This window comes from Halorubrum sp. Ea8, assembly GCF_002252925.1.
Taxonomy (GTDB): domain Archaea; phylum Halobacteriota; class Halobacteria; order Halobacteriales; family Haloferacaceae; genus Halorubrum.
The window spans coordinates 1-14392 of sequence record NZ_NHPF01000041.1; the positions used below are offsets into that span (position 1 = coordinate 1).

9 protein-coding genes and 1 pseudogene are annotated in these 14392 nt (G+C 67.3%); 9 read left to right on the plus strand and 1 reads right to left on the minus strand.

The window, feature by feature from the left end; genetic code table 11:
* The 6 genes and pseudogenes from DJ74_RS19530 to DJ74_RS03125 all read left to right on the plus strand — a co-directional run.
* Nucleotides 1–107, plus strand: a pseudogene (locus DJ74_RS19530) (YeeE/YedE family protein); the annotation flags it as partial.
* 15 nt (nucleotides 108–122) lie between these two features.
* The gene (locus DJ74_RS03110; RefSeq protein WP_094526327.1) at nucleotides 123–1298 is read left to right on the plus strand and encodes an inorganic phosphate transporter; all 1176 of its coding nucleotides are present in this window, start codon (nucleotides 123–125) and stop codon (nucleotides 1296–1298) included.
* 280 nt (nucleotides 1299–1578) lie between these two features.
* Nucleotides 1579–1743: a hypothetical protein gene (locus tag DJ74_RS19015; protein WP_170938209.1), complete on the plus strand. Its 165-nt coding sequence runs from the start codon at nucleotides 1579–1581 to the stop codon at nucleotides 1741–1743.
* Nucleotides 1733–2791: a sulfite exporter TauE/SafE family protein gene (locus DJ74_RS03115; RefSeq protein WP_094522093.1), complete on the plus strand. Its 1059-nt coding sequence runs from the start codon at nucleotides 1733–1735 to the stop codon at nucleotides 2789–2791. Before DJ74_RS19015 ends, DJ74_RS03115 begins: the two co-directional genes overlap by 11 nt.
* Before the next feature lie 151 nt (nucleotides 2792–2942).
* A complete protein-coding gene (locus tag DJ74_RS03120; RefSeq protein ID WP_094522094.1) occupies nucleotides 2943–3347 on the plus strand; it encodes a helix-turn-helix domain-containing protein in 405 nt (134 codons plus the stop codon).
* Between the two features lie 1099 nt (nucleotides 3348–4446).
* Entirely contained in the window at nucleotides 4447–5217 is a 771-nt protein-coding gene (locus DJ74_RS03125; protein WP_094522095.1) for an IclR family transcriptional regulator, read from the plus strand.
* Between the two features lie 386 nt (nucleotides 5218–5603).
* Here the strand turns inward: DJ74_RS03125 and ddh are convergent, their stop codons facing one another.
* On the minus strand, nucleotides 5604–6542 hold the full coding sequence (gene ddh / locus DJ74_RS03130; protein WP_094526328.1) for a D-2-hydroxyacid dehydrogenase: 939 nt from the start codon (nucleotides 6540–6542) through the stop codon (nucleotides 5604–5606).
* Nucleotides 6543–6710: 168 nt separating this feature from the next.
* Between ddh and DJ74_RS03135 the strand changes: the two genes are divergently transcribed.
* From DJ74_RS03135 to DJ74_RS03145, 3 genes are all read left to right on the plus strand, one after another.
* On the plus strand, nucleotides 6711–8318 hold the full coding sequence (locus DJ74_RS03135; protein ID WP_094526329.1) for a thiamine pyrophosphate-requiring protein: 1608 nt from the start codon (nucleotides 6711–6713) through the stop codon (nucleotides 8316–8318).
* Between the two features lie 279 nt (nucleotides 8319–8597).
* Nucleotides 8598–10856: an NADP-dependent malic enzyme gene (locus DJ74_RS03140; protein WP_094526330.1), complete on the plus strand. Its 2259-nt coding sequence runs from the start codon at nucleotides 8598–8600 to the stop codon at nucleotides 10854–10856.
* A 147-nt stretch (nucleotides 10857–11003) separates the two neighbouring features.
* Nucleotides 11004–13967 (plus strand): FAD-binding and (Fe-S)-binding domain-containing protein, encoded by a 2964-nt coding sequence (locus tag DJ74_RS03145; RefSeq protein ID WP_094526331.1) that lies wholly within the window; start codon nucleotides 11004–11006, stop codon nucleotides 13965–13967.
* The last annotated feature ends 425 nt before the right edge of the window (nucleotides 13968–14392 follow it).

Below are 14392 nucleotides of genomic sequence, written 5' to 3' on the forward strand. Positions count from 1 at the left end.
TCACCATCCTCTGGGCGCTCGGCGGCATGTTCGTCGGCGCGTACCTCCAGGGGTACTGGCGGAGCAGGACCCGGGCGCGTGACGCCGCCGCGGCGGGCGCGGACTGACCCGCCCACCCGCAGATGGACCCCGTTCTTTTCGCGCTCTTCATCGGTGCAGCACTGGCCAGCCTGTTCATGTCGTGGGTCATCGGCGCCGGGTCGAGCGGCGCGACGCCGTTCGCCCCCGCCGTCGGCGCGAACGCCATCGGGACGATGCGCGCCGCCCTCCTGGTCGGAGCCTTCGGGTTCACGGGTGCCGTCACGCAGGGGAGCAACGTCTCGGAAGCCGTCGGGAGCGGCCTCGTCGGCGACATCAGCCTCCCCGTCGCCGGCGTCATCCTGGTGTTAGCGCTGGGCGCGGGGTTGATGGCGGTCGGCATCACGACGGGGTACCCCATCGCGACCGCGTTCACGGTGACCGGCGCGGTCATCGGCGTCGGTCTCGCGCTCGGCGGGACCCCGGTCTGGGCGAAGTACCGGCAGATCGCCCTCGTCTGGACGTTGACGCCGTTCGTCGGCGGGGGCATCGCGTTCGGGATCGCGAGCCTCCTGCCGCGTCCCGGGGTCCCCGAGCGGTACTGCGTTCCGGCGCTCGCCGGTCTCGTCGGCGCCGTCCTCGTGAACGTCCGGTTCAGCTTCCTGGGCGACGGGAGCGCCTCGGGGACCGTCCGCGGTCTCGGACAGCGGGCGCTGGAGGTCGACGGCCTCGCGTCGGGGGTCGCCGTTACCGGCGTCGCCGCGCTGGTCGTCGCCGCCGTCGTCTGGTGGGACATCGGGCGCGACGAGCGCGCCGGGCTCCGGCGCGTGTTGCTCGCGCTCGGCTCGCTCGTCGCGTTCTCCGCGGGAGGTAGTCAGGTCGGGCTGGCCGTCGGGCCGCTGTTACCCCTGCTCGACGAGGTCGGGACGATTTCGACGTTCACCGTGCTCGTCGGCGGGGGGCTGGGGATGCTCGTCGGGTCGTGGACGGGCGCACCGCGGATGATCAAGTCCCTCGCGCAGGACTACTCGTCGCTCGGGCCGCGACGCTCGATCTCGGCGCTCGTTCCGTCGTTCCTGATCGCGCAGCTGGCCGTCCTGCTTGGCGTTCCGGTGTCGTTCAACGAGATCGTCGTCAGCGCCATCATCGGGAGCGGCGCCGCCGTCGGCGGCCGGGACGCGGTCGACCTCCGGAAAATCGGTGTGACGGTGGGAGCGTGGGCGGGGTCGTTCGGGGTCTCGTTCGCGCTCGCGTACGCGACCGCGTCTCTCCTCCTCTGAAATCGGCCGTCACTGTATTCTGACGTCGACCGCCGCTTCGCGTCGAGCGCAGCCGTCACCGCCGCGCGTGCGACCGATGTCCCGCGCCTGCGCCGACCGGTCGTCTGGACCGGCGAGCGCAGTACGTTACGCATAAGTTATGAATGGTCGGCCCGAGGTTATTCGGATATAGTATTGTGCGATAATCCCAAAACCGTTATAGGCGTGAACCGGGTAGAGTGAGTTGAACAGAAATGTGCCAACAGCGAATTTCCAACTGCGAAGACCGGGGGACGGATCGATGTCAGGGTTAGAGATTCCCACGTGGGACCCGGAGACGGCCATGCTCATCGGCGCGATCCTCTTGGAAGCGATCGTGCTGTACGTGGGTTACGGCGGGATCGAGCGCCTCTTCGGGCCCCGCTTCATGCGACTCCTAATCGGAGGCGAAGAGGATGCTCAGTAGCCTCTCCGACGGACTCGGCCTCCTCGGGACGAGCCCGGAGATGGCGGCGCTGTTCGTCGGCTTCGGCCTCGTCGTCGGCGTCCTGTTCGGGTTCTTCGGGATGGGCGGGTCGTTCCTCGTTACCCCCGCCCTGCTGATGCTGGACTACCCGGCGCCCGTCGCGGTCGGTAGCGGGATGGCGTTCGTCTTCGGGACGGCCGTCATCGCGACGTTGAAACACCACGACCTCGGGCAGGTCGATTACAAGCTCGGCGCGATCATGATCACCGGGACGACCGTCGGTATCGAGGCCGGCCGCGCCAGCGTCTACTACCTCGAATCGCTGGGACTCGCCGGCGGCGTCATCAGCGTCGCCTACGTCGCCCTGCTCGGCGGCGTCGGGGCGATGGTCACCCGTGACGCCCTGAAAAACGACGACGGCGGCGGCATCGACCACGAGGCGGCCGACCGCGACCTCAGCGAGTACGAGATCCCCGAGATCGCGAAGACGATTCAGCGGACGGTCCGGATTCCGCCGATGGTGACGCTCCGCGGCGACGTCCGCGTCTCCGCGTGGGTCATCACGGCCGTCGCCTTCGCGACCGGCCTCCTGTCGGGATTCCTCGGCGTCGGCGGCGGCTTCATCCGGATGCCGGCGATGATCTACGCGATCGGCGTCCCGGTTCCCGTCGCCGTGGGAACGGACCTGTTCGAGATCGTCTTCTCCGGCGGGCTCGGAAGCTACCTCTACGGACAGGGCGGCGGCGTCGACCTCGGCATCGTCGTCCCGCTGCTGTTCGGGAGCGCGCTCGGCGCCCGCGTCGGCTCCGCCGCGACCGCCGTCGTCGACTCCGACGGCATCAAGGTGTACTTCGGCGGGATGCTGCTCGCCGGCGCCATCGCGGTCGGTATCGGCGAGATCGGGTCCTACATCGGGAACTCGCTCATGGAGACGGTCGGACTGGTCCTCGTGATCGGCGCGGCCGTCGTCGTCGCCGCCGCGGTCATCTACACGTCGGTCGTCTCGCTGCGGACGACGCGCGGCCGACAGACGGCGACGACGGACTGACCGCGGCCGCTCTGGTCGAGGCCGGCCGTCGACTCACGCGACGAGCCGTCGCGGACCCGTCGTCGCTCCGCGACCCGACGAAGCTAGCGCACAATTGTGTAATCTATACACAAGTCTTTTAAGAGCTCACGGCATACGGATAGGTAACAAAATGCCAGATTCGATGTCCGAACAACTCCAGCGGGACATGGTGTGCGAAGGGCTCTTAGAGTGTTTCCACGGACTCAAACAGCTCGACAAGCGGGTTTTCCAAGAGCTCGTCCAGACCGAAACGCCGCTGACGATCGACGAAATTGCCGACGAAGTCGACCGCGAGCGCTCGACCGCGTATCGGGCCGTGCAACGGCTCCTTCAGGCGGGCTTCATTCAGAAGGAACAGGTGAACTACGATCAGGGCGGGTACTACCACGTCTACAGGCCGACCGACCCGGAGAAGGTCGCCGACGACATGCAGCGGATGCTCAACGACTGGTACGCGAAGATGGGTCAGCTCATCCAGGAGTTCGAGGACAAGTACGAGCAGGTGGAGACCTCGTCTCCGGCCGCCGAGAGCTAGCGCCGGCGCTCACTCGCGGCGACGCGGACCGATCGCCCGACTTCGAGGCGAACCGACTCTTCCGTACCGACCGACCTCCGACGCCGACCACCCGGTTTCGCAGGTCACCGAGAGCGCCGCGAAGACATCCGTGGATCCGATCAGATGGTATTGCTCGTTAGCTACAATTCAGGATCGGAGACGATCGGCGTCGGCGACCGTGAATGGCGCGCGACGGCGCGAGCCGCGACCCCCAGACACGCCGCTGAGGGCGCTCGACGCCGTCTCGGAATCGACCCGCTTCGAAGCCGGCGGCCCGCGTCCGAAACGAGGGGCACTCGAAACGGCGGTCGCGAACGAAATCGTAGACCGTCGCGACCGCAAAAATAACAGAATTCGTACTATAGTTAGTAAAGGGTACTTCCCGACACGCGCGAATTGACAGAGGCCACGTCCCTGTGATCTGTTCAGCCGGATTCGAGTATCCCCATTCCGAGGCTCAAAGTCATGAAAAGGCGATTTAAGCGCACTGAGCGTGTCGTTCGGTACGTTACTGCGCCGAGACAGTCGGAGGTCGAACCGGCAATGAGGCGCTCGACCCGATGCGTGGTCCGGGGCAACGAAGAAACCGCCCGAATCGGGCTAATAACGGCCTACAGTGCTGTTCGTGTGAACGGCGTCGAGACGTGACCGCGTCTGACCGCTCAGCGGCAATACGACCGAAGATATATCTGCAATGCGGTATTTTTATTAATCAGTCTGAATTATGAAGTGTTATCGGGTCTCCAGCGCGGCCGGAGAGGGTCGTCACCGAATCTCCTCCTCCCCCTCGCCGGGGATCGCGGTGGTTCCGGACCACCGCCCTCGCCGGGGGGCGGAGTCGTCCCGGGCCGCCCCCTTCGCCGGGGGGCGGAGTCGTTCCGGACCGTTCGCGAGCGGCCGCCGTTAAGCGCGCTGGCCTCCGCGTGAGGCCCCTCACGGTGCCGTCCTAGCGCACCCGCGAGGATCAGTGCGCGAGCGGCGCAGGTGCGAAGCTCCGTGACAGCGGTATACGTGTAATTCAGTCGAGTCGAGACGGTCTCCCCATAATTCTTATTACCCGCCTTCGGTGAGGTAGCGCATGGAGAGGCCAAAAACGGAGTCGGTACGGGCGACGGGGACCTCTATGCGCGTACTGACGGCCATCGCAGACCGGGATGAGGGAGTCTCTATCGCGGAGTTGGTCGAGAGCCTGGACCTGGCCAAGAGCACGGTGTACAAACACCTGATCACGCTCGAGGAGCACGGGCTCGTCGTCAAGCGCGAGGACGGCTACCGGCTCGGCCTCCGCTGCCTGGAGTTCGGTGGGATCGCTCGGCAGTACGACGGCGTCTACGACGTCGCGAAGCCGGAGGTGCGCAAGCTGGCCGAGGAGACGGGCGAACTGGCGAACCTGCTGTTCGAGGAGCGGGGGCTCGGCATCTACGTCTACACCGCTCGCGGCCGGCAGGCGATCGACTTCGACGTCCACCTGGGACGCCGCGTCTACCTCCACACGACGGCGCTCGGCAAGGCCCTGCTCGCGAGCCTCTCCGACGAGCGAGTCGACGAGATCGTCGACCGGCACGGGCTGCCGGCTCGGACCGACGAGACGATCACGACCCGGGACGCGCTGTTCGAGGAGCTCGACCGGATCCGCGAGGAGGGGTTCGCGTACAACGAAGAGGAGCGACTGGGCGGGCTCGGATGCGTGGGCACGCCGATCGAGACGGGGGAGCGTCGAAACGCCGCGATCAGCATCATGACGCCGATCAGCCGCCTGAAGCCCGAGGAGCAGCGGCGCGCGTACACCGAGAGCCTCAACCGGACGGCGAACGTGATCGAGGTCAACCTCACCCACGGACGGTCGTGAACACACGCGAATTACAATTACACCACCAGTCGACATCATTACAATCGTAGTAATGTAATGAAGCGGGTGAATGAGCCGAATTCGGCAGCGGAGCCGCTCGCCGGCCGAACGAATGACACGACTCGCAGTTCGAATATAGGAAACCGATTTTCTTCTCGACGGTGGGTGATTCGACCCGAATCTGGATCGGATTCGGTCGTATTGGCTCTCGGTGACTGACCGAAACAGGCGATATTTCGGTCAAAGCCGACGGAACGTCCGAAATGACTCGAAAAAACACCAGTAGCAAGGCAACGTCGTAATGTACGATATTCCGAAAACTCGATAATCAGTCGTTCGGAATGACGAAACATCTCGGCTGCGGATCGGCAGCGGGCCGAGAAGGGTTACGCGACGCGGTTCCGCAGCGATTCGGCCGCCTGATAGCGCTCGACGTTCTCCGTCACGAGCTCGGCGATGTCGAGGTGGTACCGGTTGGTCGCTGACCCCTTGTGCGGCGAGATGATCACGTCCTCGAAGCCCCAGAGCGGGGAGTCGTCTGGGAGCGGCTCGGTCTCGAACACGTCCAGCCCCGCGCCGTCGATCGCGTCGCTCTCGAGCGCGTCGACGAGCGCGGTCTCGTCGACTAACGGGCCTCGGGCGACGTTGATCAGGTACGCGTCGTCGCGCATCGACTCGAACTCCGCCTCCCCGATGAGCCCGTCGGTCTCGGGGGTGTGCGGCAGCGCGAGCGCGACGAAGCGCGCGTCGTCGATGGCGTCGTGGAGGTCCGACGGGTCGAATATCTCCGACACGCCCGGGACCGGCTCGTCGGACCGTCTGATCCCGATCACGTCCATCCCGAGCGCGTCAGCGCGCTCGGCGATCCCCCGGCCGATCGTTCCGAGACCGACGACGCAGAGCCGCTCGTTCTCCACGGTGAACGGCCGCTCGTACGCCGGCGTGTACCACTGCCGCTCGTTCTGGTGGTCGCGGTACACGTGGTGGAGGCGCGCGAGCGACAGCATGTAGCCGAGCGCGACCTCGCTGACGGTGGTGTCGTGAATGCCGGTGCTGTTGGTGAGCGGGACGCCCGCCGCCTCGTAGGCCGCGGTGTCGAACTCGTCGTAGCCGGCGCGGATACAGTGGACCCACCCCGCGTCGAGGAACTCCGGTCGGGGGACGTAGGTGGCGACGGCGTCGGTCTCGTCGTAGCTCTCGCCGTCGCCGACCAGTTCGACGTCGAGGTCGAGGTCGTCGAACGCCTTAACGAAGGCCTCGGGCGGAATGACGTTCTCGACGGAGTCGTGAACGGACAGGGTATCGAGTTGCGCTCGGTCTGACATACGCGGACCGTCGTCACAGCGGCGTATCAGTCCTTCGGGAGCCGGCAAGATTAGGGACGCGGCCGCGACGGCTCGGACCGCAGCGACGCTCGAAGCGACGAAACCGGCCTCGACAGGTACCTTTATTTAACCCCGGACCGGAGCCAGAAGTATACGATCTAATAAAAGATGAACGTTACAGAAGCCATCGCGAAAGCACTGAAAGAGGAGGGTGTAGAGTATCTGTTCGGATTCCCGAGTAACCCGCTGTTCGACACGGGCGCCGCCGAAGACGCCGGTCTCCGGACGATCATCACTCGTCAGGAGCGGACGGCGGTCCACATGGCGGACGCTATCGGCCGGCTCACGTCCGGCGACGAGGTCGTCGCCTTCGCCTGCCAGCACGGTCCGGGGACGGAGAACTCCATCGGCGCCGTCGCGCAGGCGTACGGCGAGTCGTCGCCGCTGGTGGCGATCCCGGCCGGCTACGACCGCGCCAAGACGGACGTCGATCCGAAGTTCAACTCCCTGGTGAGCTACCAGAGCGTGAGCAAGACGTGCGAGCAGCTCTCGGACCCGGACGCGGTCGGGGAGACGTTCCGCCGGGCGTTCACCGCGGCGCGCAACGGCCGCCCCCGCCCCGCGGTCGTCGAGGTGCCGAAGGACGTCTTCTGGGAGGAGATCGGCGACTTCGAGTACGAGCCGTCGAGCGCCAACCGCGCGGGCGTGGACCCCGACGCGGTCCCGGCGGTCGCGGACGCCCTCGTCGACGCGGAGAACCCGGTCGTCTTCGCCGGACAGGGCGTTCACTACGCCAAGGGATGGGACGAGCTGAAGGAGCTCGCCGAAACGCTCGAAGCGCCGGTCGCCACGAGCCTGAACGGGAAGAGCGCCTTCCCCGAGAGCCACCCGCTCTCGCTCGGCGCCGGGAGCAAGAGCGAGCCCGGACAGCTCGCGCACTTCCTCGACGAGTGCGACGTCCTCTTCGGCGTCGGCTGCAGCTTCACCGAGACCGCCTACGGGATCACGGTCCCCGAGGGCAAGACGGTGATCCACTCGACGCTCGATCCCACCGACATCGACAAAGACGTCGGCTCGGAGATGGCGCTCGTCGGCGACGCGCAGCTCGTCCTCGACGCGGTGACCGACGCCGTGGCGGAGCGCGTCGACGACGACCGCGGCCGCTTCGACGACGTGGCCGAGGAGATCGCGGCGGTCAAGGCCGACTGGCTCGACGAGTGGGAGCCGAAGCTCACGTCCGACGAGACCCCGATCAACCCCTACCGCGTGATCCACGAGATCACGAACGTCGTCGACCCCGACGAGACGGTCATCACGGCCGACGCCGGGAACCCGCGGGACTTCCTCGCGCCGTTCTACGAGACGGACGAGCCCCTCTCGTACATCGGCTGGGGGAAGACGACGCAGCTGGGCTACGGGCTCGGGCTCGCGATCGGCGCGAAGGTCCGCTTCCCCGAGAAGCTCTGTCTCAACATCATGGGCGACGGCGCCATCGGAATGACCGGACTCGACTTCGAGACGGCGGTCCGCGAGGACGCCCCGATCCTCACCGTCCACCTGAACAACTACGAGATGGCGTCGTACGACACGCCGTTCGGCGGCGACTTCGCCGACGTCGGCGAGGCCCTCGGCGGCTACGGGGAGCGCGTCGAGGACCCCGAGGAGGTCGCGCCCGCGCTCGAACGCGCCATCGAGAAGACGGAGGAGGGCACGCCGGCCCTCTTAGAGATAATCACCGCCAAAGAGACGGAGCTCTCTCGGCCAGACCTGGAGTGAGGCCCGGGAGAGCTCGGCGGTCGACGGCGCCCGCGGCCCGGTAGTCCGAGGTCGGCCCGGTCGGTGGACCGCGTTCGAGATGCTCGGACGGGCCGACCGGGCGGCGGGGCGTTTCGCGGAGCGCGGCGAGGCGCCGCGTGGCCGCCTCGTCGACCGATCCCGTATGCTCGTATTTCGATCCGCGCTCGACGGTCCGCCGCGCCGGCGCGAGGGGCCGCGCATCGCGAGACGGGACGGTGACGCCCATAAGTATTTATGCGATTCGCGTAATCGATCGGTATGACGCTAGAAGACGACTCATTGGAGTATCACCGGGCCGACCCGCCCGGGAAGATCGAGATCGCGACGACGAAGCCGACGAACACCCAGCGAGACCTCTCGCTGGCCTACTCGCCCGGCGTGGCGGGGCCGTGCCGCGAGATCGCAGACGACCCCGAGAAGGCGTACGACTACACGGCGAAGGGGAACCTCGTCGGGGTCGTCTCGAACGGCTCGGCCGTGCTCGGTCTCGGCGATATCGGCGCCACGGCGTCGAAGCCGGTCATGGAGGGGAAGGGAGTGCTGTTCAAGCGGTTCGCGGACGTCGACGTCTTCGACGTCGAGCTCGACATCGCGGACGTCGACCCCTTCTGCGAGGCCGTCGCGGCGATGGAGCCGACGTTCGGCGGGATCAACCTCGAAGACATCAAAGCGCCGGAGTGCTTCGAGATCGAGGACCGGCTCCAGGACGAGATGGACATCCCGGTGTTCCACGACGACCAACACGGCACCGCCATCATCAACGGCTCCGGCCTGATCAACGCCGCCGACATCGTCGACAAGGACCTCGGCGACGTGAAGGTCGTGTTCTCGGGGGCCGGCGCGTCGGCGCTCGCGACCGCGCACTTCTACGTCTCGCTCGGGGTCGAGCGGGACAACATCACGCTCTGTGACTCGACGGGCATCATCACGGAGGCGCGGGCCGAAGCGGGCGACGTCAACGAGTACAAGCGTGAGTTCGCCCGGGACGTCCCGGACGGCGACCTCGCCGACGCGATGGATGGCGCGGACGTGCTGGTCGGCCTCTCGGCCGGCGGGATCGTCTCGCCGGAGATGGTGCGGTCGATGGCCGACGACCCGATCATCTTCGCGATGGCGAACCCGACCCCGGAGATCGGCTACGAGGAGGGGAAGAACGCCCGCGACGACACGGTGGTCATGGCGACGGGCCGGTCCGACTACCCGAACCAGGTGAACAACGTGCTCGGCTTCCCGTTCATCTTCCGCGGCGCGCTCGACGTCCGGGCCTCGGAGATCAACGAGGAGATGAAGGTCGCCTGCGCGGAGGCGCTGGCGGAGCTGGCGCGGCAGGACGTCCCCGACGCGGTGCTGAAGGCGTACGGCGACGAGCCGCTGCAGTTCGGGCCGGAGTACATCCTCCCGAAGCCGGTCGACCCGCGCGTGCTGTTCGAGGTCGCGCCGGCGGTCGCGGAGGCGGCCATGGAGTCCGGCGCCGCGCGCGACGAGGTCGACCTCGAAGCGTACCGCGACGACTTGGAGGCGCGCGTCGGGAAGTCGCGCGAGATGATGCGGATCGTCGTCAACAAGGCGAAACAGGACCCCAAGCGCATCGCGCTCGCCGAGGGTGAAGACGAGAAGATGATCCGCGCGGCGTACCAGCTCTCCGAGCAGGGGATCGCCGAGCCCGTCCTGCTCGGCGACGCCGACGCCATCGCCGGGACCGTCGGCGACCTCGGCCTCGACTTCGAGGCGACCGTCGTCGACCCGACCACCGGGGAGTACGACGAGTACGCGGACCGCCTCCACGAGCTCCGCAAGCGGAAGGGAATCACCCGCAGCGAGGCGGGCGACCTGATCCGCAACAACACCGACTACCTCGGCAGCGTGATGGTCGACCAGGGCGACGCCGACGCCATGCTGACGGGGCTGACCCACCACTACCCCTCGGCGCTCCGGCCGCCGCTGCAGGTCATCGGGACCGCCGACGACGCCGAGTACGTCTCCGGCGTCTACATGCTGACGATCGGGAACCGGGTCGTGTTCTTCGCCGACGTCACGGTCAACCGGGAGACCGACGCCGACGTGCTCGCCGAGACGACGCGCCACACCGCGGACCTGGCGCGGCAGTTCAACGTCGACCCGCGGGCGGCGCTGCTGTCGTACTCCAACTTCGGGAGCGTCGACGCCGACACGACCGAGGCGCCGCGGGAGGCGGCCGCCATGCTCCGCGACGACCCGGCGGTCGACTTCCCGGTCGACGGTGAGATGCAGGCCGACACGGCGCTCGTCGAGGAGATGCTCACCGACACCTACGAGTTCTCCGAGCTCGACGAGGCCGCAAACGTCCTCGTCTTCCCGAACCTGGAGTCGGGGAACATCGGCTACAAGCTGCTCCAGCGGCTGGGCGACGCGGACGCCATCGGCCCGATGCTCGTCGGCATGGACGAGCCGGTCCACGTGCTCCAGCGGGGCGACGAGGTCAAAGACATCGTCAACCTCGCGAGCGTCGCCGTCGTCGACGCCCAGCAGCGCGAGTAACCGCCGCGACGGGACCGCGTCCGGGCGGTTCGAACCCCCGACGCGTTCCGCGCGACTCGGAGCGACGACTCGCGTCCTCCCGGCAGTCGTACCGTGTTGACGCGTAACATTCATGTCTACGCCACACTGAGGACAGTCAATTAACCGATGGGATCGAAGAACACAGCACCGGATCCGTCCACCGACCCGCGGGCGAATTACGATTACCAGAGCGAGACCGAGCACGACTCGTCGCTCGTCGCCGACCTCGACGCGCTCGTCGACGGCGACGTGCGCTTCGACGAGTACTCCAAGCAGATGTACGCGACCGACGCCAGCGCGTACGAGGTGACGCCGATCGGGGTCGTCTACCCGACCTCGACCGCGGACGTCGCCGCCGTGATGGAGTACTGCGACGCGGAGGAGATCCCCGCGCTCCCCCGCGGCGGCGGGACGAGCCTCGCCGGCCAGTCGGTGAACGAGGCGATCGTCTTGGACTTCACGCGGTACATGACTGACGTCGTCGACGTCGACCCCGAGGGCGAAGGGGTCCGGGCCCGGACGGGGATCACCCTCGGCGAGCTGAACCGCACCCTCGAACCGCACGGGCTGAAGTTCGCGCCCGACCCGTCGACGGCGGACCGGAGCGCGCTCGGCGGCGCCATCGGGAACAACACGACCGGGGCGCACTCCCTGAAGTACGGGAAGACGGACGCCTACGTGGAGGAGGTCGAGGCGGTGCTGGCCGACGGGAGCGTCGAGACGTTCGGCGAGGTCGACGTCGCCGAGCTGCGCGAGGGAGCCGACCCCGACGGGACGACCCTCGAACGCATCTACGCGGAGATCGTCCGTATCATCGACGAGGAGGCAGACGAGGTCGACGAGCGGTACCCCGACCTCAAGCGGAACGTGTCGGGGTACAACCTCGACGTGCTGATCGAGGAGGCCGAATCGGGGACCGTCAACCTCGCGCGCCTGCTGGTCGGGAGCGAGGGGACCCTCGCGATCGTCACCGAGGCCGAAGTGAGCCTGGAGCCGATTCCGGAGACGAAGGGGGTCGCGCTGCTCACGTACCACGACCTGCTCGACGCGATGGAGGACGTCGGCCCGATCCTCGAACACGACGCGGCGGCGGTCGAAGTGCTCGACGGCGTCCTCGTCGACCTGGCGCGCGAACTCGAGGAGTTCAAGGACGTCATCGGCCTGTTGCCCGACGAGACCGACTCGTTCCTGCTGATCGAGTTCTACGCCGACGACGAGGAGTCGGCCAAGAGGCAGGTCGACGACCTCATCGAAGACCGCGTCGGCGACTTGGCGTTCGACGGGATGGCGGCGTACGACGAGGAGACCCAGAAGAAGTTCTGGAAGATGCGCAAGGCGTCGACGCCGATCCTGCTGTCGCGGACGGGCGACGAGAAGCACATCGCGTTCATCGAGGACCTCGCGATTCCGCCGGAGCACCTGCCGGAGTACACCAAGGAGTTCAAGGAGATCTTCGAGGACCACGACACGTTCGGGAGCTTCTACGCGCACGCCGGCCCGGGTTGCATGCACGTCCGGCCGCTCATCAACACGAAGAACGCCGAGGGGACCGAGACGATGGTGTCCATCTCCGACGCCGCCACGGACCTCGCGGTGAAGTACGGCGGGTCGGTCTCCGGCGAGCACGGCGACGGGCGCGCCCGGACCCAGTGGAACCGGAAGCTGTACGGCGATCGCCTCTGGCACGTCTTTCAGGACCTGAAAACGGCGTTCGACCCCGACTGGCTGCTCAACCCCGGGAGCGTCTGCGGCGACCACGACATGAGCGAGAACCTCCGGTTCGGGGAGGAGTACGAGTTCGACGCCGGCTTCGAGCCGGCCTTGGAGTGGGAGAACGAGAACGGGTTCCAAGGAATGGCCGAACTCTGTCACGGCTGTGGCGGGTGTCGCACCAGTCAGGAGGGCGCGGGCGGCGTGATGTGTCCGACCTACCGGGCGTCACAGGAGGAGATCACCAGCACTCGCGGTCGCGCGAACCTGCTCCGGCAGGCGATGAGCGGGGACCTCTCCGAGGACGAGCGGTTCGACACGGAGTTCATGCGCGAGGTGCTCGACCTCTGCGTCGGCTGTAAGGGGTGTTCGATCGACTGTCCCAGCGAGGTCGACATGGCGAAGATGAAGGTGGAGGTGGAACACGCCCACCACGAGGAACACGGGGCGGACCTCCGGTCGAAGCTGTTCGCGAACGTCGACGCGCTCTCGAAGCTCGGGAGCGCGACGGCGCCCCTGTCGAACCTCGGCACCAAGGTCCCCGGCGCGCGCGTCGTCATGGAGAAGACGCTCGGGATCGCCCGAGAGCGCTCGCTCCCGACGTTCCACCGCGAGACGTTCGTGGACTGGTGGGCTGACCGCGGCGGGTCGACGGTGAGCGAGTCGACCGCGGACCGGCGCGTCGTGCTGGTGCCCGACACGGTCACGAACTACAACAACCCGAAGGCCGGGAAGGCCGCGGTCAGGGTGCTCGAAGCGGCGGGCGTCCACGTCTCCGTCGCCGAGGAGATCACCGACAGCGGCCGCCCCGCGCACTCGAAGGGGCTCCTCGGGAAGGCCCGCGAGACGGCCGAAGCCAACGTCGCGACGCTGGCGGCGCACGTCGACGACGGGCGCGACGTCGTCGTGGTCGAGCCGTCCGACGCCGTCATGCTGCAGTCCGACTACCTCGACCTGTTGTCGTCCGACGCCGCGGCACAGGTCGCCGAGCACGCCTACGGCGTGTTGGAGTACCTCGACACCCGCCGGCTCGACGAGGCGCTCGACGCCGACGGCGGCGCGGAGCGGCTCACCTACCACGGCCACTGCCACCAGAAGTCGGTGAAGAAGGACCACCACGCGGTCGGCGTCCTCCGGCGGACGGGGTTCCGGGTCGACCCGCTCGACACCTCCTGCTGCGGGATGGCCGGGACGTTCGGCTACGAGTCGGAGCATTACTCGATGAGCCAGGCCATCGGCTCCATGCTGTTCGACCGGATCGACGACAGCGACGGCGACTCCGTCGTCGCCCCCGGGGCCTCCTGCCGGACGCAGATCGGCGACGAGTACGACGAGAAGCCGCCGCACCCGATCGAGAAGATCGCCGACGCGCTGGCGTAGGGCGCCTCGGCTCGCGGACGTCGTTCGGTACTTAAATGGGGACGAGCGCGGCGACGGTGTTTATCAATGATTGCGACGGTGCAGTGGCGCGTGCCGGTGAGCGGCCGACAGGCCGTGAACCGCACGCGCGAGGGAGTCGCGAACGGAGTGAGCGACGAGGCTGGGGAGGCGTGAGGTGCTGTGCGGAGCGGTTGGGTGGGACTCAAAGGGGCAGCCGTGAGGGGCGCGGAGGCGTTCACGAGAGCGGAGCTCTCGTGAGCCAATCAGAACGCTTCGCGTTCTGAAGACGATGCAAGCACCGCAGGGAGCGAACAGAGTGAGCGACCGAGGAGCGCAGCGAGGAGCGCAGCGAGCGTGCGCGCCCCTCACGGCTGGGGCTTTGGAGGTGTTCACCGGGTCGTCAGCGACCTATGCGCGATCGGCTA